At 43.3% G+C, this 24,539-nt stretch carries 27 protein-coding genes and 2 pseudogenes; 6 read left to right on the forward strand and 23 right to left on the reverse strand.

Annotated elements, in window-relative coordinates:
* Positions 1 to 108: 108 nt before the first annotated feature.
* Positions 109 to 648, reverse strand: coding sequence for a YceD family protein (locus tag QM830_RS05955; protein ID WP_414325961.1), 540 nt, complete (start codon positions 646 to 648; stop codon positions 109 to 111).
* Positions 649 to 757: 109 nt separating this feature from the next.
* Here QM830_RS05955 and QM830_RS05960 point away from each other — a divergent pair, with 109 nt between their 5' ends.
* The 4 genes from QM830_RS05960 (at position 758) to QM830_RS05975 (ending at position 3,632) form a co-directional block, all read left to right on the forward strand.
* Positions 758 to 1,129 (forward strand): DUF2200 family protein, encoded by a 372-nt coding sequence (locus QM830_RS05960; protein WP_414326073.1) that lies wholly within the window; start codon positions 758 to 760, stop codon positions 1,127 to 1,129.
* Positions 1,126 to 1,986, forward strand: coding sequence for a transcriptional regulator (locus QM830_RS05965; RefSeq protein ID WP_414325962.1), 861 nt, complete (start codon positions 1,126 to 1,128; stop codon positions 1,984 to 1,986). Before QM830_RS05960 ends, QM830_RS05965 begins: the two co-directional genes overlap by 4 nt.
* 252 nt (positions 1,987 to 2,238) lie before the next feature.
* Positions 2,239 to 2,415 (forward strand): hypothetical protein, encoded by a 177-nt coding sequence (locus tag QM830_RS05970; RefSeq protein ID WP_009731534.1) that lies wholly within the window; start codon positions 2,239 to 2,241, stop codon positions 2,413 to 2,415.
* Entirely contained in the window at positions 2,412 to 3,632 is a 1,221-nt protein-coding gene (locus tag QM830_RS05975; protein ID WP_414325963.1) for a transporter, read from the forward strand. The genes QM830_RS05970 and QM830_RS05975 overlap by 4 nt, the downstream gene beginning before the upstream one ends.
* 181 nt (positions 3,633 to 3,813) lie before the next feature.
* On the opposite strand, the gene htpX is transcribed toward QM830_RS05975, so the two are convergent.
* Positions 3,814 to 4,710, reverse strand: coding sequence for a zinc metalloprotease HtpX (gene htpX / locus QM830_RS05980; RefSeq protein ID WP_414325964.1), 897 nt, complete (start codon positions 4,708 to 4,710; stop codon positions 3,814 to 3,816).
* 1 nt (position 4,711) lies between these two features.
* Positions 4,712 to 5,272: a LemA family protein gene (locus tag QM830_RS05985; RefSeq protein WP_009731537.1), complete on the reverse strand. Its 561-nt coding sequence runs from the start codon at positions 5,270 to 5,272 to the stop codon at positions 4,712 to 4,714.
* Between the two features lie 70 nt (positions 5,273 to 5,342).
* Here QM830_RS05985 and rsmG point away from each other — a divergent pair, with 70 nt between their 5' ends.
* On the forward strand, positions 5,343 to 6,056 hold the full coding sequence (gene rsmG, locus QM830_RS05990) for a 16S rRNA (guanine(527)-N(7))-methyltransferase RsmG (protein WP_414325965.1): 714 nt from the start codon (positions 5,343 to 5,345) through the stop codon (positions 6,054 to 6,056).
* A gap of 68 nt (positions 6,057 to 6,124) precedes the next feature.
* Here rsmG and QM830_RS05995 read toward each other — a convergent pair whose 3' ends face one another.
* The 6 genes and pseudogenes from QM830_RS05995 to QM830_RS06020 form a co-directional block, all read right to left on the reverse strand.
* Positions 6,125 to 7,027, reverse strand: coding sequence for a carbohydrate kinase family protein (locus QM830_RS05995; protein WP_414325966.1), 903 nt, complete (start codon positions 7,025 to 7,027; stop codon positions 6,125 to 6,127).
* Between the two features lie 91 nt (positions 7,028 to 7,118).
* Entirely contained in the window at positions 7,119 to 7,871 is a 753-nt protein-coding gene (locus tag QM830_RS06000) for an SDR family oxidoreductase (RefSeq protein ID WP_414325967.1), read from the reverse strand.
* Between the two features lie 4 nt (positions 7,872 to 7,875).
* Positions 7,876 to 8,706, reverse strand: coding sequence for an energy-coupling factor transporter transmembrane component T family protein (locus QM830_RS06005; protein WP_414325968.1), 831 nt, complete (start codon positions 8,704 to 8,706; stop codon positions 7,876 to 7,878).
* Positions 8,703 to 9,458 (reverse strand): annotated as a pseudogene (locus QM830_RS06010) (energy-coupling factor ABC transporter ATP-binding protein); the annotation flags it as partial. The gene QM830_RS06005 and the pseudogene QM830_RS06010, both read right to left, overlap by 4 nt.
* Positions 9,459 to 9,530: 72 nt before the next feature.
* Positions 9,531 to 10,382 (reverse strand): annotated as a pseudogene (locus QM830_RS06015) (DUF3744 domain-containing protein); the annotation flags it as partial.
* Entirely contained in the window at positions 10,383 to 11,156 is a 774-nt protein-coding gene (locus tag QM830_RS06020; protein WP_414325969.1) for a nucleoside phosphorylase, read from the reverse strand.
* Positions 11,157 to 11,555: 399 nt separating this feature from the next.
* Here QM830_RS06020 and QM830_RS06025 point away from each other — a divergent pair, with 399 nt between their 5' ends.
* The gene (locus QM830_RS06025; RefSeq protein ID WP_414325970.1) at positions 11,556 to 12,836 is read left to right on the forward strand and encodes a uracil-xanthine permease family protein; all 1,281 of its coding nucleotides are present in this window, start codon (positions 11,556 to 11,558) and stop codon (positions 12,834 to 12,836) included.
* Positions 12,837 to 12,870: 34 nt separating this feature from the next.
* On the opposite strand, the gene QM830_RS06030 is transcribed toward QM830_RS06025, so the two are convergent.
* The 14 genes from QM830_RS06030 to QM830_RS06095 form a co-directional block, all read right to left on the reverse strand.
* On the reverse strand, positions 12,871 to 13,767 hold the full coding sequence (locus QM830_RS06030; protein WP_009731545.1) for a DUF4299 family protein: 897 nt from the start codon (positions 13,765 to 13,767) through the stop codon (positions 12,871 to 12,873).
* A gap of 99 nt (positions 13,768 to 13,866) precedes the next feature.
* Positions 13,867 to 14,850 (reverse strand): rhodanese-related sulfurtransferase, encoded by a 984-nt coding sequence (locus tag QM830_RS06035; RefSeq protein WP_414325971.1) that lies wholly within the window; start codon positions 14,848 to 14,850, stop codon positions 13,867 to 13,869.
* A gap of 150 nt (positions 14,851 to 15,000) precedes the next feature.
* Entirely contained in the window at positions 15,001 to 15,492 is a 492-nt protein-coding gene (locus QM830_RS06040; RefSeq protein WP_009731547.1) for a DUF6773 family protein, read from the reverse strand.
* Complete coding sequence (locus tag QM830_RS06045; RefSeq protein WP_414325972.1) at positions 15,493 to 15,972, reverse strand: DUF6773 family protein; 480 nt, start codon at positions 15,970 to 15,972, stop codon at positions 15,493 to 15,495.
* Positions 15,973 to 15,998: 26 nt separating this feature from the next.
* Positions 15,999 to 16,193, reverse strand: coding sequence for a helix-turn-helix transcriptional regulator (locus QM830_RS06050; RefSeq protein WP_003005328.1), 195 nt, complete (start codon positions 16,191 to 16,193; stop codon positions 15,999 to 16,001).
* Positions 16,194 to 16,331: 138 nt separating this feature from the next.
* Positions 16,332 to 16,883 carry an ECF-type riboflavin transporter substrate-binding protein gene (locus QM830_RS06055; RefSeq protein WP_414325973.1) on the reverse strand — a complete coding sequence of 184 codons (552 nt, stop codon included), beginning with the start codon at positions 16,881 to 16,883 and terminating at the stop codon, positions 16,332 to 16,334.
* A gap of 13 nt (positions 16,884 to 16,896) precedes the next feature.
* Positions 16,897 to 17,745: an S-adenosyl-l-methionine hydroxide adenosyltransferase family protein gene (locus QM830_RS06060; RefSeq protein ID WP_414325974.1), complete on the reverse strand. Its 849-nt coding sequence runs from the start codon at positions 17,743 to 17,745 to the stop codon at positions 16,897 to 16,899.
* A 17-nt stretch (positions 17,746 to 17,762) separates the two neighbouring features.
* Entirely contained in the window at positions 17,763 to 18,335 is a 573-nt protein-coding gene (locus QM830_RS06065) for an MptD family putative ECF transporter S component (RefSeq protein ID WP_414325975.1), read from the reverse strand.
* A 14-nt stretch (positions 18,336 to 18,349) separates the two neighbouring features.
* Positions 18,350 to 19,042 carry a methionine ABC transporter permease gene (locus QM830_RS06070; protein WP_129299796.1) on the reverse strand — a complete coding sequence of 231 codons (693 nt, stop codon included), beginning with the start codon at positions 19,040 to 19,042 and terminating at the stop codon, positions 18,350 to 18,352.
* On the reverse strand, positions 19,039 to 20,106 hold the full coding sequence (locus tag QM830_RS06075; RefSeq protein WP_195326720.1) for a methionine ABC transporter ATP-binding protein: 1,068 nt from the start codon (positions 20,104 to 20,106) through the stop codon (positions 19,039 to 19,041). The genes QM830_RS06070 and QM830_RS06075 overlap by 4 nt, the downstream gene beginning before the upstream one ends.
* Complete coding sequence (locus QM830_RS06080) at positions 20,099 to 21,472, reverse strand: M20/M25/M40 family metallo-hydrolase (protein ID WP_414325976.1); 1,374 nt, start codon at positions 21,470 to 21,472, stop codon at positions 20,099 to 20,101. Before QM830_RS06080 ends, QM830_RS06075 begins: the two co-directional genes overlap by 8 nt.
* 72 nt (positions 21,473 to 21,544) lie before the next feature.
* Positions 21,545 to 22,402: a MetQ/NlpA family ABC transporter substrate-binding protein gene (locus tag QM830_RS06085; RefSeq protein WP_414325977.1), complete on the reverse strand. Its 858-nt coding sequence runs from the start codon at positions 22,400 to 22,402 to the stop codon at positions 21,545 to 21,547.
* A 24-nt stretch (positions 22,403 to 22,426) separates the two neighbouring features.
* A complete protein-coding gene (locus tag QM830_RS06090) occupies positions 22,427 to 23,254 on the reverse strand; it encodes an amino acid ABC transporter substrate-binding protein (protein ID WP_414325978.1) in 828 nt (275 codons plus the stop codon).
* Between the two features lie 120 nt (positions 23,255 to 23,374).
* Positions 23,375 to 24,520: an amidohydrolase gene (locus QM830_RS06095; protein WP_414325979.1), complete on the reverse strand. Its 1,146-nt coding sequence runs from the start codon at positions 24,518 to 24,520 to the stop codon at positions 23,375 to 23,377.
* Positions 24,521 to 24,539 lie beyond the last annotated feature (19 nt).

Genomic DNA, 24,539 nt, shown 5'->3' on the forward strand with positions numbered 1-24,539 from the left:
CAGAGGTCTCCCCTCTGTTGTTTATAAATCCTAGTATACCAAAAGAAGGCCTTTCCTCAAAGAAAAGACCTGTATTTATGTTTAGATTTTTAATATGTCATCTCTAGCCTATTCTTCCTCAAATAAACCTTGGAGACCAGCAAAGGGACTATTTTCTTCCTTCTTAAGAGCTTGAGCTTCCTGGTACTCTTCCTCTGTCATGATTTTCCAATCATTGCCCTCGATAAAGCCTTGTCCGGACTCTTCTTCCGGAGTGAGAACCTTAAGAGGAATATTGAGCAGGATATTATCTGCCACGCTTTCACTCAGATCAATTCTGCCCCCTTCAATGGGAAGGATCAGATCTTCCTCAAGAGCTTCGATATCTGCCTCTGACTGTACGTCCTCAGCGAACACCTCTGTCACAGGATAGCTCTCTTGAAGCTCAACGGGTTCCATGCTGCGGCTAGAGGCAAGGACGATGGTATAGGTCAATTGGTAATCCAAGACATAGAGACCTGTATCATAGGCTACTCGCCCTGTCGCTGTCACATCCTTTAAATCAAGAATTTCTGGATTGCGCTTTTGCAATTCCTTTAGCAAATCCAATTCTTGATCAAAAGCTAGTCCTTTAGGGTTTTTACGGATTTCTTGTGTGTATAAGTTCATTCTTTTGTCCTCAAATCTTCTAGATACTATTAGTATATCATGAAGCTGTCCCTCAACCAAGAAGTCTCCTCAAAAATTTGTTATAATCATGAAAAAAGATAAAGGAGATCTGATGGCAAGAGTTTACGATTTACCATTTTCAACTGTATATACAGCTTTAGTCCAAAAAGTCTTACGAAAGGGTGGAGCAGAGACCAGCCTTGACCAAATTACCTCGCGATTAACAGGCTATTCTCTGGCGGAACTAAAAGAATGGAAAAGGCGTGATGGAAGCTACGGAGATTTCTTTCGCCAAGCTCCCGCCTATCACCCCAATCGAACACTGATTACTGGGAAAGTTTGTGACGTGCAAATTGAAACAATTCAAGATCCTTTGATGCAGGAAATTCGTCGATTAGATCGTCTGGTCGATTGGTTAAGCAAGGGGAAGACTGTTGAGCAATTGGTTGAAAAATACCAGCTAAAAGAGGAGAAGGCATGAAAGAAATCGGAGCAGTTTTTCGGCAAATACGTGAAAGTCGCCACATCTCTTTAGAGGAAGCAACTGGAGGCGAATTTTCGCGCTCCATGCTATCTCGATTTGAAAGAGGGGAAAATGACCTCACTACGCAACGGTTTTTTCATGCCCTTCAACAAATCAAAACCAGCCTCAGTGAGTTTTCCCATCTAGCAGGGATCGACCAGCACTCCTTTATTCCCAAATTGTTGAAAGAGCACTATGAAAACATGAGCTTGGAACATGATCAAGCCTTGTACCAAAGCTACCAGCTAGCCTATCAGAAAGATCACAAAAAAGAAGACTTCTTAGCCAGCATTATTCTCAAGGCTCAAATGCTTGCCTTCTATCCTGAGGTGGAGTTGGCTGCTAGCCAAGAGGAACTAGATTTCCTCTATGACTACCTCTTCTCTGTCATGGTCTGGGGAAATTTTGAGTTAAGCCTTTTTTCACTGACCTCTCCACTTTTCTCTAGTCAGCTCTATCGACAGTATACAGAGGAGTTGGTCCAAAGAGATGATTTCAAGCTTCTCCTAGACTCTTCTCGTCCTGCCCTCAATTCTATATTTCTCAATGGTTTCTTTCTGTCCATTAGTTCAAATAAATTTGAAGATGCATCTTATTTTGATCAGCTGATCAAGGACCACTTTTACTCTGAAAACGAAGCCTACCTTCGGACGGTTTATCTCTATGCCAAAGGGGAATTTCTTTATCGAAAGGGAGAAAAAGAAACTGGTCTTGAAAAGATGGAACAGGCCATTCAGGTCCTCTCTATTCTGGATTGTAAGGACAGTGCCAACTACTACAAACAGGGCCTGCAAGAACTGATTAAGGAAGCCTGAAAAGAGAGTGGGACAGAAATCTAGAATTCGATTTCGTCGTCCCACCTCCGCACAGTTGAGTAGGGCCGTAAAAGCTGATGAAATCAGCGTAGTAGAGCCCACTCAACCACTGCGTCTTGCTCGACAATCCAAAAACAATTAAGAGGCTAGGACTTTTGTCCCAGCCTCTTTTTGTTGAAAATATGCAACATGTAATTTTTCTTGCTTTTAGGGGTTACAATAGGATCATCAAGAAAAGAAAGAGGTCCCAGCATGATAAGCAGACTAAAGAATCATCTCCTTCATTATTTCCTTAAACAGACTAGTTTTTATGTTAAAGAGGAAAAATTAGAACTGACGGAAGAAGAGAAACTGTCTCTTCTCAAGCAGACCTTGCAACATTTAAGAGAAGTTATTTTATCTGCTAAGCATAAGGAGGAAAGCTTATGAAACTCTTATTTCGCAATCATATCTTTGCCTTACTCAGTCTTTCACGTTTTTTGAATACCATTGGTGCTGCGATTTACAACCTTGTCTTTGTGGTCTTCGCGGCTAGCATGCCTCACCCTAGTCTGGCAGTTGGGATCGCCAATCTCATTGTTTTCATCCCAGGTCTTTTCACCATTTTCATCGGAATGAAGGCCGATCACACCGCTAAAAAAGCTGACTGGCTGATCCGAATGGGCTTTCTGCAAGCTATCCTTTTCGTCATCATTGCACTGATGACGAAGATTCTGGGTTACCTGGCCTTTTCGATCGTTTGCTTCTTGAATATTGTGTCAGATTGTTTAAGTGATTATCGCGGGGGATTGCAACTTCCCATTATGCAGAAGAACATCCCTAGCGAGGATCTGATGGAAGCCTATTCCTTCAATCAACTGCTTAGTATGGTTTGTTCCATTTCAGGTCAAGCGCTGGGAGTCTGGCTTTTAGCTATCAGTCACCATAACTTTGCACTTGTTGCTTCGATCAATGCCCTGACCTTTCTCCTGTCTTCCACTTGTCTTTTCATCCGACGCAGTCAACTGACCCACGAACCGATTCAAGTGGATTCGAGTAAGAAAGTTTCTTTCCTTCAAGAATGTCGAGACATCTATCGCAATGTCACCACTATCTTTGCAGATGAAGAAGTTCACAACTTTGGGAAACTTCTCCTATCCTTAATTTTCATCAATGCTTTGGGAGGATCCATCTCCGGCATCTATAATTTGCAACTGCTTCACTCCCCCTTCTTTCATTTGAGCTTTAGCCAATCGCTCTTGATCTTAGAAGCAGTAACTATTTTAAGCATGGTCTGGGCTAGCCTGACACCTCACGATTATTTTTCCAAACAAACCCTCCACCATACTCTACTGTGGATTGCAGGTGGTCTGACCATGCTTGGCCTCACAAATACTCTGGTCCACTGGGATATCCTTTCCCTTCTACTCATCACTTTCCTCGGTTATCTTGTTGCAAAAATCAACCCAAAAGTTTCCAGTCTTTTAATGAGCAAACTGCCAGCTGAGAAATTAGCCTCTACCTCTAGCTTTTTGGGTCTGATGGTCAGCTTTGCCATGCCTCTTGGAACAGCCCTTTTTTCTAGTTTAGCTATCTGGAACCTCTCTCTAACTTGGGGAATCTTTGCCATCCTTGGTTTCACTACCGTCCTCTTATCTAGCAAATAAAGAGAGTGGGACAGAAATCGGTAATTCGTTAGAATTCGATTTCGTCGTCCCACCTCCGCACAGTTGAGTAGGGCTGTAAAAGCTGATGAAATCAGCGTAGTAGAGCCCACTCAACCACTGCGTCTTGCTCGATAATCCAAAAATGATTAAGAGGCTAGGACTTTTGTCCCAGCCTCTTACTTTACATTTTTCTTAGGCGAGCTACCCGCTCGGCAATGGGTGGGTGGGTATAAAAGAGCTTTTGAAATCCGGATTCTTTTTTAGGATCGTTGATAAAGAGAGCACTACTTGCACTATCAACTTCTCGTTGCATGGGTGCACTGTTATCGAGTTTCAAAAGAGCATTGATCATCCCTTGAGGATTCCGTGTCAATTCGACACTTGAGGCATCCGCTAGGAACTCCCGTTGACGAGAAATGGCTAACTGGACCAAGGTCGCCGCTAATGGAGCTAATACGATGGCAATCAAGGAAAGGATTAGAATAATAATTTCTAAACCACTGCCCCCTTCTCGATCATCATCCCGTCTACGGCCACCGCCCCACCACATCATCCGGCCACCAATGCTCGAGAGCATCGTGATGGCACTAGCAAGGGCAACTGCAATCGTGGAGATGCGGATATCGTAATTGCGAATATGGCTGACTTCGTGTCCAATGACTCCCTCCAATTCCTCACGGTTCATCACAGCTAGAAGACCTGTCGTCGCTGCAACAGCAGCATTTTGAGGATTAGACCCCGTCGCAAATGCATTCATGGATGGATCATCTACAATATAGACCCGAGGCATAGGGATTTGAGCTACCATGGCCATGTCTTGGACAATATGGTAGAGTTGAGGGGCTTGCTCTTCCGTCACCTCACGCGCCCCGTTCATCCGCATCACTACCTCTGTCGATTGAAAAATCATACTAATCGCATAGATTCCACCAATAATCAAAGCTAGGATGACACCACCAAGAGAGGAGCCTAACCAGAGGTAGCCAACGGCTGCTCCGATGAGGGCCAAGAGTATGAAAAAAGCAATAAGGAGAATCCAAGTTCTCCTTTTATTGCTTGCAATTTGGTCAAACAGCATATTAGTCTCCTAATCCGCTAAAATCCACCTTTGGTACAGCTTTTTCTTCTTCAGGCACTTGAAGGAATTCAGCTTGTCTGAAGCCAAACATTCCAGCAATCACATTTGTTGGGAAAGTTTCCAATTTCACATTGTAGTTGCTTGTGACACTGTTATACAATTGACGAGCATAAGAAATTTTATTTTCTGTGTTGGTCAATTCTTCTTGCAATTGCATGAAGTTGGTGTTGGCTTTCAAGTCTGGGTAGTTTTCGGCAACCGCAAAGATGCCTGCTACTTGACGTGAAAGAGCATCACTGGCTGCCATTGCTTCTGCAGGTGAAGTAGCTTGAGCCACTTGTTGACGAAGTTGAGTTACTTTTGCTAGTGTATCTCCTTCGTACTTCGCATAGCCTTTAACAGTTTCGATCAAGTTTGGAATCAAGTCGTTCCGACGTTTCAATTGCACGTCAATTTGACTCCAAGCTTCGCGAGTTTGCATCCGACTTTTCACTAAACCGTTGTAAACTCCTACTACCATCAACACAAGGACCACAAGGATCCCAAGAATAATCCAAATCATTTTATTGAATTCCTTTCATTTCTTTCTACCAGTATATCAAATTTCTCTTATTTTGTGGTAAAATAATAGCATGAAACCAGAAGAATTTTATGCCCATTTAGCCGATCTCGGCTACCCATTAACAGATCGTCAAAAAGAGCAATACGAACACTATTTCGAGCTCCTCGTGGAATGGAATGAAAAGATCAACCTCACTGCCATCACCGAAAAAGACGACGTCTATCTCAAGCATTTCTATGATTCAATCGCCCCCATCTTGCAGGGATTGATCGAAAACCAACCCATCCGTCTTTTGGATATCGGAGCTGGTGCTGGCTTTCCAAGCCTTCCAATGAAAATCCTTTTCCCTGAGTTGGATGTGACCATCATTGATTCCCTCAATAAGCGGATCAATTTCCTTCATTTACTGGCTGAAGAATTGGACTTGGATGGAGTTCATTTCTACCATGGGAGGGCTGAGGATTTTGCGCAAGATAAGGCCTTCCGTGCCCAATTTGACGTGGTGACTGCTCGTGCCGTTGCTCGGATGCAGGTCCTTTCTGAGCTGACCATTCCTTATTTGAAAGTAGGGGGGCGCCTCCTCGCTCTCAAGGCTAGCAATGCTCCAGAAGAGTTGGAAGAAGCTAAAAACGCCCTGAATCTGCTATTTAGCAAGGTTGAAGACAATCTACACTATGAATTGCCAAATGGGGATCCACGCTATATCACTGTTGTGGAAAAGAAAAAAGAAACGCCCAACAAATACCCAAGAAAGGCAGGCCTGCCCAATAAGCGTCCGTTATAAGATCAAGAAAAAATCAAAAGGATATAGAACGATAGTGAGCTATTCACTGTTTGTTCTAAACCCTTTTTTTATTTTTGTTTCAATTCTGTTCGCAAAGCTTCTTGCTGCTCTTTTGTCAGATGAACGCCCTTGCTTGCAACAATGCGACTAGAGACTTTGTTGGCAAAGCTTAAAGCTTTCGCAATGTCTAAACCTTCTAAACGAGCTGCAATAAAAGCGCCTACGTGGCTATCCCCAGCACCCACTGTATCGACGACTTTTGTCGGAATTCCTGCTGCCTTATACCAGTTGCCATCGTAAGCGATCGCTCCTTTTTCTCCCAAGGTGACAATGACCAATTGGCCCGTTCTCTGATACAATCCTTCGACTGCTTGGTGGATCTCTTCACACCCTGAAAATTCTAGTGCTTCGACCTCATTGACGTGGAGAATTGGATGCAGATCATAAATCGCTTCCAGTCGGTCCTTCGGAATCAGGCGTCCTCGTGGTCCTGGTGCAAAGATCACCTGGCCCTCTAATTGCGAAACGGACTGGACTAATTCTAGACCCGTTGACTCCTCAACTTCTAGACCACATAAGTATATGTAATCAAAGTTTTCCCTGGCGATTTCTTGTAGCCACTCTGCTTGGAAGCTATACTCCACACCATGGTCCGATAAAAAGGTTCTTTCACCATCAGACTCTACAAAGCAGTAACAGCAACCATTAGCCCCGTCTAATGAGATGGAAGAGGGAATCCCTAATTGCTTTAGTTCTCGCCTAATAAAATCGCCGTAAATCCCAGAACCTATGGGCGAGATAAACTGATAGGGTTGCGATAAAAAATGGAGGATGTTGACGACATTAAAGGCGCATCCACCAACAGACCATTGTTGGTGATCAATGTGAGCATCGCCCTCTCGACTTGGCAAACGATCCAAATAGATCATCACATCACAAACGGTTGAACCAATAATTAACGCAGCTGCCATCTTCTTCTCCTTACTTTGCCTCCTATTATACCAAAAATCTTGGAGAAACAGAAAAGAGCAACCCATACAACTTATATGGGTTGCTCTCTTTTTAATCACGGTAAACCGGTTGCGGTCCAAAACTTTGGGAAACTGGCATGATCTCAATGCGGTTGATATTGACATGCTTAGGTTGTTGGAGCAACCAAACGACAGTGTTAGCAATGTCTTCTGGCTGAATAGCATGAGCATCTTTATAAAGGGCTTCTACCCGTTTTTCGTCGCCTTTGAAGCGAACAGAAGAGAACTCCGTTCCTTCGCAGAGTCCAGGTTCGATGTTGCTGACACGGATCTTCTTCCCTGCTAAATCGGCCCGAAGATTGAGGGAGAATTGCTTAACAAAAGCTTTTGACGCCCCATAGATATTGGCACCTGGATAAGGTACTGTTCCTGCTGTAGATCCTAAATTGATAATATAACCATCATTTCGCTGGACCATCTGGGGTAAGATTTTCCTTGTCAGATAGGTCAAGCCAACAATATTGGTCTGGATCATAGTCAGCCAGTCTGATACTTCTGCTTCATAAGCAGGAGCAAGGCCTAGGGCTAAGCCAGCATTATTGACCAAGACATCAATTCTCTCCCAAGAAGCTGGCAAACTAGTAAGTGCATGATCCACCTGAGGGAGATCTGTTACATCCATTTGAAGGGGGTAAAACCCTTCTCCTAGCTCTTCTTGAAGGACCTGTAATTTTTCAATGCGTCTAGCCGATCCGATCACGCGGTATCCATCTGCTACTAAGCGACGACAGATCGCTTGACCAAAGCCAGCTGAAGCTCCTGTTACTAAAATCGTTTCTGACATGTGATTACCTCCATGGATTGTAAAAACGCCCTTGATTGAGAAAAATTAACAGAACGCTTAAGATGAGAACAGCCAAAGCAGTTAGAATCATTCCATAATCTTTCCCTTCCATGGCTTGGTATGAATACCAGGTCCGCTTTTTATTTTTACCGAAGCGACGTAATTCCATGGCCGTAGAAATACTGTCAATCCGCTCAAGTGAGCTAAAGATTAAGGGCGAAATGATTTGCAAATTGCCTTTGATTCGCTGAACGAGCTTGGCCTTTTTGGATAACTCCAATCCTCTGGCTTCCTGTGACAATCTGATCGTCTGGTATTCTTCCTGCACGTCTGGAATATAGCGCAGGGTCAAGCTCACTGAATAAGCAATCTTGTAGGACACCCCAATCTGATTGAGACTCGATGCAAATTGACTGGGATGGGTGGTCATTAGGAAAATGAGAGCCAGCGGAATGGTACAAACATACTTCAAAGCTAGATTAAAGAGATAAAAGAGCTCCTGAGAAGTAATGCTGTAGGATCCCCAGCCTTTGATGAGTATTGTTTTTGCTCCATAAATCTCTACCCCGTACTGAGGAGCAAAGAGATAGACCATGAGCACATTTAGAATAGCAAAAACAATAGCAAATCCAAGTACAAAAGAGATATCCCGAAAACGAATGCGGGCAGTAGAGAACAAGGCCAGAGCACCCAGACCAATTCCTAAAAGGAGCCTGGTATCATAACTCAGCATGGCTGCAAGAGAGACTAAAAGAAGAAAGAGCAACTTACTCGCCCCTGAAAGGCGGTGAAGAAAACTACTTCCCTCATGGTAGCCGACTAATCGATGATTCATGGCCTGCTTCCTTTCTGTTTCATGTAAAATTGCGTGAGAGCCAAAGGATCAACACCTAAGCGATTGGCCAAGGCAAAAATAGACGTTTCTTTCAAATTGGCCTGGCCTAAAATGTCTGGACGAGTAAACAATTCTGCAGGAGACAGGTCAGCTATGATCCGACCATCTGTCACCACGATTGCCCGGTCCGAATAATCCAGCATGAGCTGCATATCATGGGTAATCATGATAATGGTATGGCCTTTTTGTTGCAAACTATCCAAAAATTCCATGATTTCAGTGTAATTGCGCTGGTCCTGACCTGCTGTCGGCTCATCCAAGACCAAAATTTCTGGTCCTAAAACCAGTATAGAGGCGATGGTCACCCGCTTCTTCTGACCATAAGATAGAGCAGAAATCGGCCACTTACGAAATTCGTAGAGACCACAGGTCTTCAAGGCTTGATGGACACGACTTTCAATCTGATCCTCTGGAACATTTCTCAAGCGAAGACCCAGGGCCACCTCGTCAAAAATCATGTTGGTCGAGATCATCTGGTTGGGGTTTTGCAGGACATATCCCACGCGCTCTGCCCGCTCCTTGACACTATCACCCTTGATATCCTCTCCCCTTGAGAAATAGGTTCCTTCCGTCTGGATGAAGCCACAAATCGCCTTAGCAAGGGTTGATTTTCCAGCCCCATTTTTACCAACAATGGCCAACCGTTGGCCTTTTGGAATGGTTAGAGAAAGGTCTTTTAGAATGGGCTGGCCTTCTCGATAGGCAAAGTTCAAATGACCAAGTTCTAGGATTGTCTCTGTCTCTGCACCTTTTTCAAAATGTGGAGTTGGAATTTCCACTGATAAATCTTCAAGTGGTATTTTTTCAACGTTGTCCAAATTCGCTAGCTTGCTGATATCCTGGCCTAACTGGCGAAGAGTTGTTAAATAGAGGGGCTCCCGAATCCCATTTTCAGCCAGCAGTGTCTTTCTCAACAACTCATCTGGCTCCCCATTAAAGAGGACTTGCCCTTGATTGATCAAGATGACCCGATCAATGGGACGATAGAGCACATCCTCCAAACGGTGTTCGATGATAATGGTTGTTGTCCCTTGCTCTTCATGAATTTGATCGATTAGATCAATGATATCCTGACCCGATTTGGGATCTAGATTAGCCAGTGGCTCATCAAAGAGCAGGATCGGACTTTCGTCAATCAGGACACCCGCCAAGCTGACCCGTTGTTTTTGCCCACCGGATAAATCTTGAGGCCGATGGTCCAAGAGCTTGCTCAAATCTAAGCGCTCCGCCCAGGTATGGACCCGGGATTTCATGCTTTCCAGATCCACCATATCGTTTTCAAGGGCAAATGCTAAGTCTTCTGCAACACTGAGACCAATAAACTGACCATCTGTATCCTGCAAGACCGTACTGACTAAATGAGATTTCTCATAAATACTGAGATCAAAGGCTTCTTTCCCCTGAATGAGAAATTGCCCACTACTGGTTCCCTTATAGATATTAGGGATAATCCCATTTAAGCACTGGCCAATGGTTGACTTTCCAGAGCCAGATGGCCCGACAATTAGGACCTTTTCCCCCTTATAAATGGTTAAGTTGAGATTTTTCAAAGTTGGCTCAGACTGTGCCTTGTATTGGAAGGAAAAATCCTTCAGTTCAATCATTGCTTCTTTCATTTAGTTTGCCTTTTCCCATAAGAGCGCAAATTGGATAGCTAAATCCGCGATTCGATCCTTGCTATCTAAATCCTCATGACTAGATAAGGTTCGGATATCCCATTTTTCTTCCGAGAGGTGGTCTGCTGCGTAGAAGAAATGGCAGAGCTCAAAGCCCCGAAAAGCTGCTAAAGCTGCCACTGCCGAACATTCCATATCTACACAGATGGCTCCTGCTTCCTTTCGACGCTTCATCTTGTCGATGGTTTCCCGGTAGGGAGCATCGGTTGTCCACACTTTTCCTGACTGATAAGAAACCTTGTGACTGTCCAGAAAAGCTTGGAAGAGAGGAAGGCTTTCCTTATTTACTTCCACTTCATCACTAGCCGGAAGATAGTGATAGCTGGTCCCTTCGTCTCTAAGAGCTGCTTTTGGAATGATGATGGAGGTCGCCTCAATATCTTGGTCCAAAACCCCACAGGTCCCAAAGAGCACTAGTTTTTCCATCCCAAATTGAATCAAATCCTCTATAATCCCCACACAGGAAGCAGCCCCAACGGGTGCATTAAAGGCACCAATCTCTTGGTCTCCAATAGTGATCCCATAGACCACGACTTCAAAATTGGCCATGGAAGTTCTTGTAATGACCTCATGTTCATAATTTTCAAGGAGACGCGCAAAAGTTACTCTTGAAAAGCAAGAGATGACTACTTTGGGAAATCCTTCAATTGGTTCGTGTAAGTCTTGTGGATTGATAATCGCCTGTCGATTGGCATCAAATTCTTCTAACAGCACTTCGTGCACCTCTTTCATTCTACTTCTAGGCCCCTATTATACCATAAAACCGGCCTCTTTCCTTCTAACAAAGGGGCAAGCAACCCCACTTGTTCGCCTTTTGTGATGAGAAACAAAACAGTTGTCCTCCAAAAGATAATAAAGGGGGATCCCTCAACCACTGCGTCTACTGTTGACCTCTTTCCTGATGAAAATAGATAACTCCTGCCTCGCTTTTTTATTTCTAGGCTCGGGAAAAATTCGTTTACAAAACGAATTTTTTCTGCTATACTTCTTAGAAGCAAAGGTTTTTAATGTCATCCCGTGAGGTGACAAAGACACAGAATATGAATAATCTGAGGGCCCTTGCTATGCAAAAAAATCATGGGCTCTTTTTTGGTGCCCAAAAGTGAGGTTATTATGAAAGAAGAATCAACTGTTGATTTGCTCCTGGATGTCGACCAAAGTCCGGCACCCCTTAAAGGAATCTTATTAAGTTTCCAACACGTTTTCGCCATGTTTGGGGCAACCATTTTGGTACCACTCATCTTGGGCATGCCCGTATCTGTTGCCCTATTCGCATCAGGTGTTGGGACACTGATCTATATGACTTGTACCGGCTTTAAAGTCCCTGTCTACCTTGGCTCTTCCTTCGCCTTCATCACAGCCATGGCTTTGGCGATGAAGGAAATGGGCGGAAAAGTCGATGCAGCCCAAACAGGGGTTATCCTGACTGGTCTGATTTACGTGCTAGTCGCTGCAGGGGTTAAAGTAGCAGGCACTCGCTGGATTGACAAATTGCTTCCTGCCGTTGTTATTGGACCTATGATCATCGTCATTGGTCTAGGGCTTGCAGGATCAGCCGTTAAGAACGCTGGTTTTGTCGAAGGGGGAGATTGGAAAAATGCATTTGTCGCTGTCGTGACCTTCCTGATCGCTGCCTTCATCAACACCAAAGGAAAAGGTTTCTTCAAAATCATTCCTTTCCTCTTTGCCATTATCGGTGGTTATGTCTTCGCAGTTTGCTTGGGCTTGGTGAACTTTGATCCGGTCCTCAAGGCGAACTGGTTTGAGATTCCTGGTTTTTATCTTCCTTTCAATACGGGTGGGGCCTTCAAACAATACAACTTGTATTTTGGGCCTGAAACCATTGCCATCTTGCCAATCGCTATCGTAACGATTTCAGAACACATCGGTGACCATACGGTACTTAGCCAAATCTGTGGCCGTCAATTCTTAAAACAACCGGGACTTCATCGTACCCTTCTTGGTGACGGGATTGCAACATCTGTATCTGCCTTCCTTGGTGGTCCAGCCAATACCACTTACGGTGAAAATACAGGCGTTATTGGGATGACTCGCATCGCTTCTGTTTCCGTTATCCGAAATGCAGCCTTGATCGCTATTTCCTTGAGCTTCCTTGGTAAATTTACTGCTCTCATTTCTACCATTCCAAACTCTGTTCTCGGTGGCATGTCTATCCTTCTCTACGGGGTTATCGCAAGTAATGGTTTGAAAGTCTTGATCAAAGAACGCGTTGACTTCAGCTTGATGCGTAACTTGATTATTGCAAGTGCTATGTTGGTTCTTGGACTTGGTGGAGCAATTCTGAAACTTGGTCCAGTGACCCTATCAGGAACAGCCCTCTCAGCTATGACAGGAATCATCCTTAACTTGATCTTGCCACATGAATCAAACTAAAAGAAAAAGTTCTCAACACTGAGAACTTTTTTTATTAGAGTTGGGCCAATTGCAACAAGCGTTCTTTGGACAATTTTTTGATTTCAATTTGATTGGCATCTAGAAGCTGATATTCATTCGGCTCTAAGGCTTCTATGAGTGCCTTCAAAGGAACGGAAGCAAGTGGATGGTAATTTTCTTGCTTGTCAGGATCTCCATCGATCGCTACCAAAAGAACCCGCCAATCACTCACACCCGCCAAGCCCACAATTTCTACATATTCTGCAGGAACATGTGGTCGGCGTGGCAAGACGGTATCTGTCTCTTCTGTCAAGCTATAGCTAGCTAAGAAGTCTCTTGTCTCCTCCTGTTGGTAAAAACGGACTTGACTAAAATAAGCAGCACTGTATTGAATCTTCTTGATAAAGGCAGAGTAGGCTTCTAGTGGGTGAACATGGTTCAAGACTTCCTGAACGGTCTCCCTATCTAAATAAACTGGATGGGCGAAGCCTTGTACTTCAAACTCTTCTAGATCTTTTTCCTTCGTCAGATTCCCAAGTGTTTCTAGGATAATGACTTCGTAATCAAAATGGAAAATAGAATCTGGACTATAGTTCCCGCCTTCGCTGGATGTGATCTCTGTTCCCAATAGCTCAGCTAGACGACTCATCCATCGAAGAGCCAACTGCCAATCTTCCTCAATGGCGAAAGGTGAAACTAGGATTTGATAAGCGTTTTCCGCATCAACATAGCGTAATTGCAAGGGAAGACCACTCTTACCAAATAGGATACAGTTCAGGCTTTCAAAATCATTCAAGGAACGATGCAAGCTACTGGGGTCATAGTTGTAACTGATCAAACCTTCCACTAATTTGAGGACTTCATTAGCTGCGAGTACTTTCTGATAGCCAAACAAGCTCTTTTTATTCTTGATTGAAAACACAATAGTCATTTGTTTGCTCCTTTGTGAAATCGCTTACTTAGAGTATAGCATAATTTTCAATCAATTTCCATATAAAAACAGCCTGAGCTTTCAGACTGTTTTTTTCTCTTATGCAAGCTCTCCATCAAGTGTCTCACCGATAGCGGCCAAACGCTCAGCAGCCTCTGCTTGTGACAAGTTGTGTTCTTCTACATAGCGATTGCGTGGATGAACACGACACTCATGGGAGCAGCCACGGAGGTACTTGTCTTCGTTTTCTTCTGAAGTCAAGATGCGACGGTTACAGAAAGGATTTCCACAGTTGACATAGCGTTCACATGGTGTTCCATCGAACCAGTCTTTTCCGACAACACTTGGATCAACATGGTTAACATCGACTGCGATCCGCTCGTCAAAGACGTACATTTTCCCATCCCACAATTCTCCTTGAACTTCTGGGTCTTTTCCGTAAGTGGCGATTCCTCCATGCAATTGGCCGACATCTTTGTAGCCTTCACGCACCATCCAGCCTGAGAATTTCTCACAACGGACTCCACCCGTACAGTATACGACCACACGCTTGTCCATGAATTTTTCCTTGTTATCACGGACCCATTGTGGCAACTCACGGAAGTTGCGGATATCTGGACGAATAGCCCCACGGAAGTGTCCAAGGTCGTACTCGTAGTCGTTACGAGTATCAAGGACAACGGTATCCTCGTCTAGAAGAGCTTCTTTAAATTCTTTTGGTGACAAGTAAGCGCCTGTTGTTTCAAGAGGATTGATGTCGTTATCAAAGTTATCATCCTCTAATCCAAGGTGGACAATCTCTTTCTTATAGCGGACGAACATCTTCTTGAAGGCTTGCTCTTCTTCCTCATCCATCTTGAACCAGAGGTCTTCCATACCCGGAAGGCTGTGAACGTAGTCCATGTATTTTTGCGTCGTTTCGTAATCACCAGAAACGGTTCCGTTGATTCCTTCGTCAGCAACTAGGATACGGCCCTTGAGCCCGATTGATTTACAGAAAGCCAAGTGATCAGCCGCAAATTGTTCTGCATTTTCGATGGGAACATATTTATAGTAAAGTAAAACACGAATAGGTTTTGCCATAAGATTCTCTTTTCTAAGATTAAATTATCAGAATTTTTCATTCAACTATACCAGTATACTCTCCCCAGAAAACGAATGCAATTTATTTGACTGAAAAATAAAAGCCTGGGGTTCCAGACTTTTACACGATGAAACCAAGATTTCAACTTCCTACTCTTCCTTTTCCAACTGATCCAGATAGGCGTCATAGCGTTTTTTCTCTACTTTTGCAAGCAGCATCACAACAGCATTCACACCCCCTACAATTGGGAAATTCAGTAAAAAGGTAATAGGAAGTACGAGCAAGAATTTTGAATGAAAAGGATTATGGTGATAGACAGCTTGGTTTAATTGATAATTCTGAGCCCAAATGAATAAGGAAAGAATAGAGGTCACTACTACCATACCAGTTAGATTGAAGTAGCTATAGATGATAAACCGTACACCCAATCGTTGACATCGAACCGAATAATACAATCCTGACACAATGAGTAGACTTACGACCATGATTGGACTCAGACCGACCTGAGAAGTAAATATAGACCCCACACTAAAAACGGTTAAGGCAAGAAACAGAAAACCAGCCGTCTCCGCACCAGCTTTATTGGCCAGTCCTTCCTCTCGTTCATCTATGATTTGTTTGTTCATCAAGTGTACTCTCATCTATTCCTCCTCTAATTCTGCCTCGATCTTCTTCTGTTTTTTCCGATTGATAAGTCCTAGTGGTTTCTCTAACAGATAAGTCAAAAGGGCAAAGACGAAAATGGCAAGGACAATTTTGAGCAGATACTTGGGACTGAACATAAAGCTCATCGTTTCCCGCTTCCCAATTACATCCGTTACGATCACAAATAGGGCAAATAAAACGCCTGATCCGATGCGGCTCAACCAGCTCTCTTTTTCTAACATATCTCGAACATCAATCCCTGAACTGATCCTTCTCACAAAGGCATAAGCTCCCATGACAATCAAGAGAATGAGCTCTGGAATATAGGCTATTAGGTCCAAGTCCAGGATACTAGCTTTCACAAGGGCAGATAGGCCAATAAAGCAAGTCATTCCTATAACAAGTTCCCCTGCAATTTTTCCATCAATCAGTATGGTCCGTTCATCTTTTACAATTGGTTCTTTCTTTTGTTTCATATGATTCCTCTTTCTATGTTAAACTGTTATTCCCAGAACAGTTGATCCAGCGTCTTATCCAAGGTCTTACAAATAGCTAGGCAGAGGCTGAGGGTCGGATTGTACTTCCCTGCCTCAATCAGACCAATGGTCTGGCGTGTCACTCCGATGGCATCTGCAAGATCCCCCTGGGTCATATCATGCTCGACCCGGGCCATTTTTAATTTGAGATTTTTCGCCACATGCTTTTCCTTTCTTGTTTTTATAGCTCTATTATACACTATATTTTCTATTTTGCAATATATATCTTGCATTTTGTAAAAAATATTTTCGATAAACAAAAAAGCCTGGTTCCCCAGACTTTCTCTTCTTATTTATGATTAATCTTTAGACAAACTTCCGTCTTTTGTTTGGGTACGAGCATAGGCAATCAAGAGGAGTGAACCTGCAATAGCTACCACTAAAGCATTGACAGAACCCGCAACAACACCTTGAAGGAAGACCTTGTTGGCACTTTCTTTGTAGATCATGACATCTCCAACCGGTGCAATCAGTCCCCAGATGACAAGATTAGCTACGATTTGAACGACGTTAAAGACGAGCAATTCTTTCTTGGTCACTTCTCCTTTTAGGTCACCGATTTGCTTGCGGAAGAAACCGACAAAGAGGCCAAACAAACCACTAGAAATGATCCAAGTCCACCAAAGATTTCCAGACATGGCATCTTTGATAGCATGACCGATCAAGCCCATTAAGAAGCCGACAATCGGGCCAAAGACTACACTAAAAAGAGCTTGAAGCGCATACTGCAACTGAATACTCGTATTCGGTGCTGGTGCTGGAATTGGGATCATCGCAATGACCACAAAGAGGGCCGCTCCAACCCCGATGGCTACAACATCCTTAATTGTAAAAGCTTGTTTTTGTTTCATATTTTATCTCCTATTAATTTTCCATTTTTCTAATTTCGATATGCCAAGAAGCCCCAACTCCTACATTATAGGCCTTGGCAAAGGATCCCTGGTTGATAGCAAGACCAACACGGTAGAGGGAATTGATATAAAGGATTGGCTGTCCAATCCGCACATCGGCGAAAGACTTGCCGTAAGTTACTTGATTTTGATAAACCAGCATGTCATTGTTATAGATGGTCACTTCAAAGCGTTCCCCAAATTCAGGTTCCAAATGATTGAATTCTTCCCGAGTAATCGACGTCCAGAGAGAACCAAAGCGCACATCGAGAATATCGACTGCTCCTTTAACTAAGTTCTCTTCAATGATGGTCTCCACCACTGGAATTTCCACAATGTGTTCGACACTGAGTTCTGGACCTACTTCCTCAAAGCTGATATGGCCACTGGCTAACTTAGCTCCTGTATAGGCATAGACATCACGCCCGTGGAAGGTATAAGAAAACTCTGTATTGGCCCGACGGTTCTTCACCTCTGAAATCTCACGGATAGCAACAATCCCTACATGTTTTTTGATGAAAGAGAGGGTCCCATTATCGGGAGTCACAATGTATTGATTCTTCGCCGTTTTAGCTACCACACTCTTTCGTTTGGAACCGACCCCCGGATCGACCACCGAAACAAAGGTTGTCCCTTCCGGCCAGTAGTCTACCGTCTGAAAGAGGCGGTAACTTCCTTCAAAAATATTGTAAGGGGTAATGTCATGGGTCAAGTTGTGAATCTTGAGGGTTGGCGATTCCTCTAAAGCAACCCCAATCATAGCAGAGACAGCCCCATCCACCAGACCAAAGTCTGACTGAAGGACTAGTAAATTATTGTGCATATTTCTTCTCCATCATATCATTTTCTATCTAGCTTTTGATAGACCAAAGATCCAAGAAGATAACCTAGTAGAGCTCCAAGAAGAAGGGTCAGTAAAAACCAGCTCACCGTTCCTATATTCGACGGTACCATAACGCGTTCAATATAATCCATCGACTTCCCACGTGCTAGTAAAGAAGCACGATAACTAGCTGGTTGGAACCACATCATAAGGATAGGCCCTGTCGTCGTAAAGGAAAAGAGGAGGAAAGACACCGCATTGCCCAACTTCGACTGGTAGTGGCCACGGCCTGCGACCAATTCTGCCAAAAGCCCTCCAACAAGAGCAGGCAGAAAAGCTCCAGCTCCATGACGAGTAAAAAGGAAAAAAGCACCAATCACAAGAGCGACTACTAGGATGGCCCCTGTTCGTTGAATTTTTTCAACATAAACTCGATAGATCCCTCCACCCACTAGGGCAGAGAAGGCTGGAGCATAAAACATGTTCCCTCGATGGTCAACCAGACTTCCAAGTAGGACACCTAATCCAATGGCAAGAAAATACAAGGCTGCAAAGGCTGCAACCTGCTTAAATTGATGTTTCTGTATCATGGCATTCTCAACCTTTATCGATGGCTAATTTTCTTGGATAGGAAATCCCCCATAAATTGGACCAACACAATGAGGATTAAAATCAATAAAGTCGCTACAAAGATGACATCATTGTTAAACATATTTTTACCATAGTTGATGGCTAAGGTTCCTAGTCCTCCTGCACCAACGGCACCCGCCATGGCGGTTTCCCCGATCAAGGAAATGATGGTCACGGTTGTCACACGGATCAAATCTGGAAGACCCTCACGAAGGTAAACTCCGACGATATCCCAGAAAGTGGCCCCACTGGCTTGAGCCGCTTCAATCACACCGCCATCCAATTCAGATAAGACCACTTGGACTTGGCGGGCAAAGAAAGGAAAGACTGCTAGGGACAATGGAACAAGAGCGGCTGTAGGTCCGATGGTATTTTTCAAAAGCAAGTAAGTTAATGGATTAATAAAGGCTAACAAGATAATGAAGGGAATGGCACGGAACAATGAAGTAATCTTATCCAAAATTTGGAAAACGATTCGATTTTCGATGACGCCACCTGGACGGGTCAAGACTAATAAAAGCCCTGTCACCAAACCTAAAAATCCACCAATAATGAAGGAAATAACGGTCATATAAAGAGTCAAGTAAATAGCGGTTCCCCAACCATACTGGCCAGACCACCCTAATTTATAAACATTTGGTAAATACGTTTGAATTAATTGGATCATGCTTTTCTCCCATCTTTCACAATAGTCACGGAAACACCTGCATTTTCTAACTCAGATTTAGCTGTTTCCAGATTTTGAGTCTCACCTGATAAGATAACCACCAATTCTCCGACAGGAGTGTGATCAAGGATTTCGATATTCCCAAATAAAATGTTGGCAGAGATTTGGTACTGTTTGTAGATATCATTCATGATGGCTGTATCTGTTACAGAGCCCGCATACTTGAGATGCGCTAAGATCGAATCATCTGGCAAGTTTTTAACAATGGCTTGTTGATTGATTTTCACCATGGCTTCATCGATTCCTGTTGCGACTGTGATGAAGTCTTGGGTCAAAGCATTTTTAGGATTTGAGAAGATATCTAAAACAGAACCTTCTTCGATCAGTTCACCATTTTGCATCACGGCTACGCGATTGGCAATGTCTTTGACAATTTGCATCTCATGGGTAATCAAGACAATCGTTAAGCCAAGCTTTTTGTTCAACTCTTGCAACAAAGCTAGAATTTGCTTGGTCGTCTTCGGATCCAAGGCTGAAGTTGATTCATCAGAGATCAAGATTTTTGGATCATTGGCAAGGGCACGTGCAATGGCCACCCGTTGCTTTTGTCCACCAGACAATTGGGCTGGGTAATTTTCTGCACGGTCTGCTAGACCTACTAGATCCAATAATTTCGCAACTTTTTCATCCTTTTGTTCTTTATTTAATTTAGAATGCTTGAGAGCGAAGGCCACATTTTCTGCGACGGTCATTTGAGCCATCAAGTTGAAGTGTTGAAAAATCATCCCGATATCCCGACGTTTCTCCCGAAGAGCAGCTGGTTTTAAGGTCACCTGATCTCGATAAATCACATCTCCATCAACAGTGATAGTCCCTGCGCTTGGTACTTGGAGGAGATTGATGACCCGAACCAAGGTAGATTTCCCGGCTCCAGAATACCCAACAATCCCATAGATATCACCTTCATTGATATGAATGGTCACATCTTTGACAGCTTGGATCTGACGTTTCTTTTGCTGGAAGGTCACATCAATGTGGTCCAGCTGAATCATTGCTTTACTCATAACTTGCTATTAACTCCTTTATCAATTCAATATGGGTGTAATAATCGGCGATTTTCACATTTTCATCGCCCCCATGGTCCCGGCTATTGGCATTGCCAATTCCAAAGGCTGCCATGGGTACTTGCAAGGCCTCAAAGACTGTATGCATGGGGCCGGTTCCGGCAGTTGTCGGAAGAACAGAAACCCCTTCTGGATAGAAATCTTTGGCCAGCCGAATGACATTTAAAATCGATGGGGCACTCATATCACTTCGGTAACTCATTTCACCGAGGGTGTAGACCAATTCTACCTGATCATAGCCATTTTTCTTCAATTGCTGACCAATCTTTTCTAAGACATCCTTGGGATCCAGACCTGGAACCAAGCGCACCTCCATCTTGGCACACGCATCTGCTGGAAGAATGGTCTTGACACCTTGGCCTTGGTAACCAGAGCCAAACCCTTCAATATTCAAAGCTGGTTCAAAATAGAAACGGCGCAAGAATTCTTTGCGATCTTCCTTCAAGATGGGGAGGGTCAAGCCATAGGTCCCCGCTACATCTTCAGGCCCCTTGTTGGCATATTCTTCGATCAAGGCTAACTCACGTTCATTGGGTTCTTGAATCTGCTCATAAATCCCATCCACTAAGATCCGACCTTCTCTATCACGTAAACTTGCGATTGCATTTAACAAATACCAGGAAGCCGAGTCTACCACGCCACCATAACTAGAATGGAGATCAACTTCTGCACTCTTCACCACCATATCAAAGGTCACAATTCCCTTACTACCACCGGAGATTTCCAGTTGTCCTTGATTGTTTCGGGTTCCTTGTTCCCAGACTAGAAGATCTGCCCCTCGCAAGTGCTTCTTGTGTTTGGCCAAATATTTATCCAGGTCTGTCGAAGCAGACTCCTCTGCTCCTTCGATGATAAAAGTGATATTGACCGGTAAGTCTCCTCTTTCACGAATGTATTTTCGCAGGGCTGTGAGACGAGCCGTAATGTGACCTTTATCATCATCGACCCCTCGGCCATACATGGTTCCATAATGGACCGATAAGGTGAAGGGATCACTGCTCCATGGTTGGTCTCCATCCGCTGGCACCGTATCATAATGATTATAAAAAATGATGGTCTTGGCATTTGGATTTGCAGAGAAAAATTTCGCAATGACAAAGGGAGCTGTGTAGCTATCATCTACTTCCACTTTGGCTCCTGCAGCTGTAAAAATTTCTCCCAAATAATTGGCCACTTCCTTCAGACCAACCTGTTGGGCAAAGATGGATTTTTTTGAAATCAAGGTTCGCAACACTTCAAAATAGTGTTGCGCAACCTCATCATTTTCAAATTTACGGATTTGTTCCGCTTCTGTAGCAAAAGGCATGCATTCCTCCTAATACACGATAAGAGGTAGAGAATTGCTTCTCCACCTCCTTCATACACTTGAGATCGAATCTTAAAAGACTGGTTGATCCATTCCTTCTGAAGATTCTTCGATCACTTTCTTCACATTGTCTTTGTGATAGGCTTTGATGATTTCTTTGATAGCTTTTGCTTTATCAGATTTTTCCCAATCTTTCTTAGCAGCAATCAAGTTGTACCATTGTTTTGAGTTGTTGTCTTTCTTTTCAACATAGATCGCTTTTTTGAAGTCAACCCCTGCTTCACGAACGAAGGTATTGTTGATGACAGCAGCATCTACTGAAGGAAGAGCAGAAGGCGTTTGAGAAGCATCCAATTCAGAAATCTTCAAATCTTTTGGATTTTCTTTGATGTTTGACACGTTAGCCAATTGGCCATCTTTGGTATCCAATTTAATCAAACCTGCTGATTGCAAGACATACAAGGCACGGCTTTCATTTGTTGGGTCATTTGGTACGGCAATGGTTCCACCTTTTGGAATTTCTTTGATAGAAGTGTATTTATTTTTACCGTTTTCTGTACCAGAGTAGAGACGGATTGGAGCAATGTAAGTATCTGCTACTGCAACAAGGGCATTGTCGTTTTTAGAGTTCCAGTTATCCAAGAAGTTGTAGTGTTGGAAAGCATTGATATCTACACTACCATCTTTTACAGCCACGTTTGGTTGTGAGTAGTCTGTAAATTGGGTGAATTCCAATTTGATGCCTTTTCCTTTGAGGTTTTCTTCGACTGCATCCCAACGAGCTTTTTCAGTGTCACTCAAAGTCATGACACCCACTTTAACTGTTGTTTCGCCATCTTTGCTAGATGAGTTTGAAGAACCACATGCTGCAAGAGCAAACGTTGCGACAGCTGCAAGAGCTGTTAAACCAAGAATTTTTTTCAATTTCATTTTGAAATCTCCTTTAAATAAATATTATTCTTTAATATCTTTTGCTTCTGGTAGATAAGTTCCACCAAAGTATTTTTTAGACAATTTTTCAAGGGTTCCATTGTCATAGAGTTCCTTGATACGTTTGTTAACGAATTTTTGAAGGTCTTTATCCTCTTTTGCAATGATTGGATAAACATAAGGCTGTTGGTCACTTGGAAGCTCGATCACTTTCAAGTTGTCATAGCCTTGATCTCGAATGATGGTATCTACAGAAATACGTTCGAAGATCTTGTAATCGGTACGACCATCCGCTAGATTGGCCATGATGGTTTGAATCGTTCCATCTGTGTATTGCAAGTCAGTTGGATTATCTGAATGTTTTTTATTGAAATCTTCTAATTGTTTAGCAGTAGATGTTCCTTGAACCACTTCTGTTTTCTTGCCACCAATGTCATCCAAAGATTTAATAGAAGAATCTTTTGGTACGACCAATACTAATGGATTACGAGCATATGGATTTGGATAAAGGTATTTTTCTTCCCGCTCTTTTGAGTAGCTGATGTTGTTGGCACCGATTTGGAAACGGTCACTATCTAAGCCAGCAAAGACTGAAGACCACTCTGTTTTGTTAAAGTTTACTTCATATTTGTCTGAATCTTTGAAGATTTCACGCAAAACTTCGATTTCATAACCGGTTAGCTTGCCGTCTTTTTCTTCGTAAGAGAATGGTTTGGTTGTTCCAACAGTCCCAACTTCAATTGTTTTCTTGCCACTGGCAGATTTACCAGATGAACATGCTACTAAAGCACTGGTTGCAAGGACTGCAACCAATCCTAAAGCAGAATACTTAATCATTTTTTTTAGATTCATAGGATCTCCTTTTCGGTTTCAGGCACATAAAACGCCATCTTAAAAATATTCTTCCATTTTATCAGAATCGCCGCCTCTTGACTATTATATATTTTTTATGGAGGTGATAGGTTTTATCTATCACGCTTCCTTATCCTTAAAATACCTCAATAAGGCTTGCGCATTTTCTACATAATAAGGAACCGATACTCGAAAAGCTGCATCATCAATCGTCATGTGGTCATGATGGAGGTCTGGCGCATCTGGCTCACCATTGGACCCGATAAAGGCAAATACTCCAGGGATCCGCTCCTGATAAAAGGCAAAGTCTTCTCCAGCTGTAGATGGGGTTGCTGGAATCACTTCAGCCAGACCTTGAGAAGCATCCCAAACCAGCTGAGTCAATTCCTCATCGTTGAAGGTGACAGGAGGTGTTACTCCCCACTCAAAAGTTACATCGACTTCCAAGCTTTTTGCGGTATGGCGAATAATAGAAATGAAGCGTTCCTTTAACTCTCTTTGCAAACTCGGGTTAAAGGAACGAATGGTTCCTTCAAAATAGCCAGATTTAGGGAGAACATTCCATGTAGAACCCACATCTAGATGCGTAATAGACAGGACAGCTGTTTCAAAAGGAGAAACCGTCCGTGAAATCAATAATTGTAGATTCTGAACCATCGTCGTAACAGCTGTCACGGTATCAGCTCCCAAGTCTGGTCTCGCCGCATGGCTACTAACCCCTGTCACAGTGACCTTGAATTTTTCGACCCCTGCCATCATGGCTCCTGCATTTAAGGCGAGTTGGCCTGCCTTTAGCTGAGGCATATTATGAAAACCAATGATCCCTTGAACATCCTCCAACAGTCCTGTTGCTAAAACTTCAGTAGCTCCTTCTGAAATTTCTTCTGCTGGTTGAAAAATCAAGCGGACCGTTCCGTCTAGCTGGGCTTCTTTTTCCTTGAGAAGAGCTGCAGCTCCTAGAAGACTGGTTTGATGGAAATCATGGCCACAAGCATGCATCACACCAGGATTCTGGCTTTGATAAGGCAGACCGGTTTGTTCTACTATTGGAAGAGCATCGATATCTGCTCGAAGCGCTACCACTGGATGACCAGTTCCAATTTCCGCAATCAAACCGGTTTTTAAACCACTCTCTAACACATGGATTCCCAAGCCTTCCAAACGGTCCTTTAAGAAGGCTGTTGTTTGGTATTCTTGACCAGATAATTCTGGGTGTTGGTGTAGATAATGGCGAATCTCTCTTAACTCTTCATAAGAAAAAGCCACAAACCTTCATCTCCTTTCA

This window comes from Streptococcus sp. OMI750 (assembly GCF_047463895.1).
Lineage (GTDB): Bacteria > Bacillota > Bacilli > Lactobacillales > Streptococcaceae > Streptococcus.

Coding starts and splice junctions, on each gene's coding strand:
- QM830_RS05955 (WP_414325961.1), bottom strand. CDS start 648: ATGAACTTATACACACAAGAAATCCGTAAAAACCCTAAAGGACTAGCT.
- QM830_RS05965 (WP_414325962.1), top strand. CDS start 1,126: ATGAAAGAAATCGGAGCAGTTTTTCGGCAAATACGTGAAAGTCGCCAC.
- QM830_RS05970 (WP_009731534.1), top strand. CDS start 2,239: ATGATAAGCAGACTAAAGAATCATCTCCTTCATTATTTCCTTAAACAG.
- QM830_RS05975 (WP_414325963.1), top strand. CDS start 2,412: ATGAAACTCTTATTTCGCAATCATATCTTTGCCTTACTCAGTCTTTCA.
- htpX (WP_414325964.1), bottom strand. CDS start 4,710: ATGCTGTTTGACCAAATTGCAAGCAATAAAAGGAGAACTTGGATTCTC.
- QM830_RS05985 (WP_009731537.1), bottom strand. CDS start 5,272: ATGATTTGGATTATTCTTGGGATCCTTGTGGTCCTTGTGTTGATGGTA.
- rsmG (WP_414325965.1), top strand. CDS start 5,343: ATGAAACCAGAAGAATTTTATGCCCATTTAGCCGATCTCGGCTACCCA.
- QM830_RS05995 (WP_414325966.1), bottom strand. CDS start 7,027: ATGGCAGCTGCGTTAATTATTGGTTCAACCGTTTGTGATGTGATGATC.
- QM830_RS06000 (WP_414325967.1), bottom strand. CDS start 7,871: ATGTCAGAAACGATTTTAGTAACAGGAGCTTCAGCTGGCTTTGGTCAA.
- QM830_RS06005 (WP_414325968.1), bottom strand. CDS start 8,706: ATGAATCATCGATTAGTCGGCTACCATGAGGGAAGTAGTTTTCTTCAC.
- QM830_RS06025 (WP_414325970.1), top strand. CDS start 11,556: ATGAAAGAAGAATCAACTGTTGATTTGCTCCTGGATGTCGACCAAAGT.
- QM830_RS06030 (WP_009731545.1), bottom strand. CDS start 13,767: ATGACTATTGTGTTTTCAATCAAGAATAAAAAGAGCTTGTTTGGCTAT.
- QM830_RS06035 (WP_414325971.1), bottom strand. CDS start 14,850: ATGGCAAAACCTATTCGTGTTTTACTTTACTATAAATATGTTCCCATC.
- QM830_RS06040 (WP_009731547.1), bottom strand. CDS start 15,492: ATGAGAGTACACTTGATGAACAAACAAATCATAGATGAACGAGAGGAA.
- QM830_RS06045 (WP_414325972.1), bottom strand. CDS start 15,972: ATGAAACAAAAGAAAGAACCAATTGTAAAAGATGAACGGACCATACTG.
- QM830_RS06055 (WP_414325973.1), bottom strand. CDS start 16,883: ATGAAACAAAAACAAGCTTTTACAATTAAGGATGTTGTAGCCATCGGG.
- QM830_RS06060 (WP_414325974.1), bottom strand. CDS start 17,745: ATGCACAATAATTTACTAGTCCTTCAGTCAGACTTTGGTCTGGTGGAT.
- QM830_RS06065 (WP_414325975.1), bottom strand. CDS start 18,335: ATGATACAGAAACATCAATTTAAGCAGGTTGCAGCCTTTGCAGCCTTG.
- QM830_RS06070 (WP_129299796.1), bottom strand. CDS start 19,042: ATGATCCAATTAATTCAAACGTATTTACCAAATGTTTATAAATTAGGG.
- QM830_RS06075 (WP_195326720.1), bottom strand. CDS start 20,106: ATGAGTAAAGCAATGATTCAGCTGGACCACATTGATGTGACCTTCCAG.
- QM830_RS06080 (WP_414325976.1), bottom strand. CDS start 21,472: ATGCCTTTTGCTACAGAAGCGGAACAAATCCGTAAATTTGAAAATGAT.
- QM830_RS06085 (WP_414325977.1), bottom strand. CDS start 22,402: ATGAAATTGAAAAAAATTCTTGGTTTAACAGCTCTTGCAGCTGTCGCA.
- QM830_RS06090 (WP_414325978.1), bottom strand. CDS start 23,254: ATGAATCTAAAAAAAATGATTAAGTATTCTGCTTTAGGATTGGTTGCA.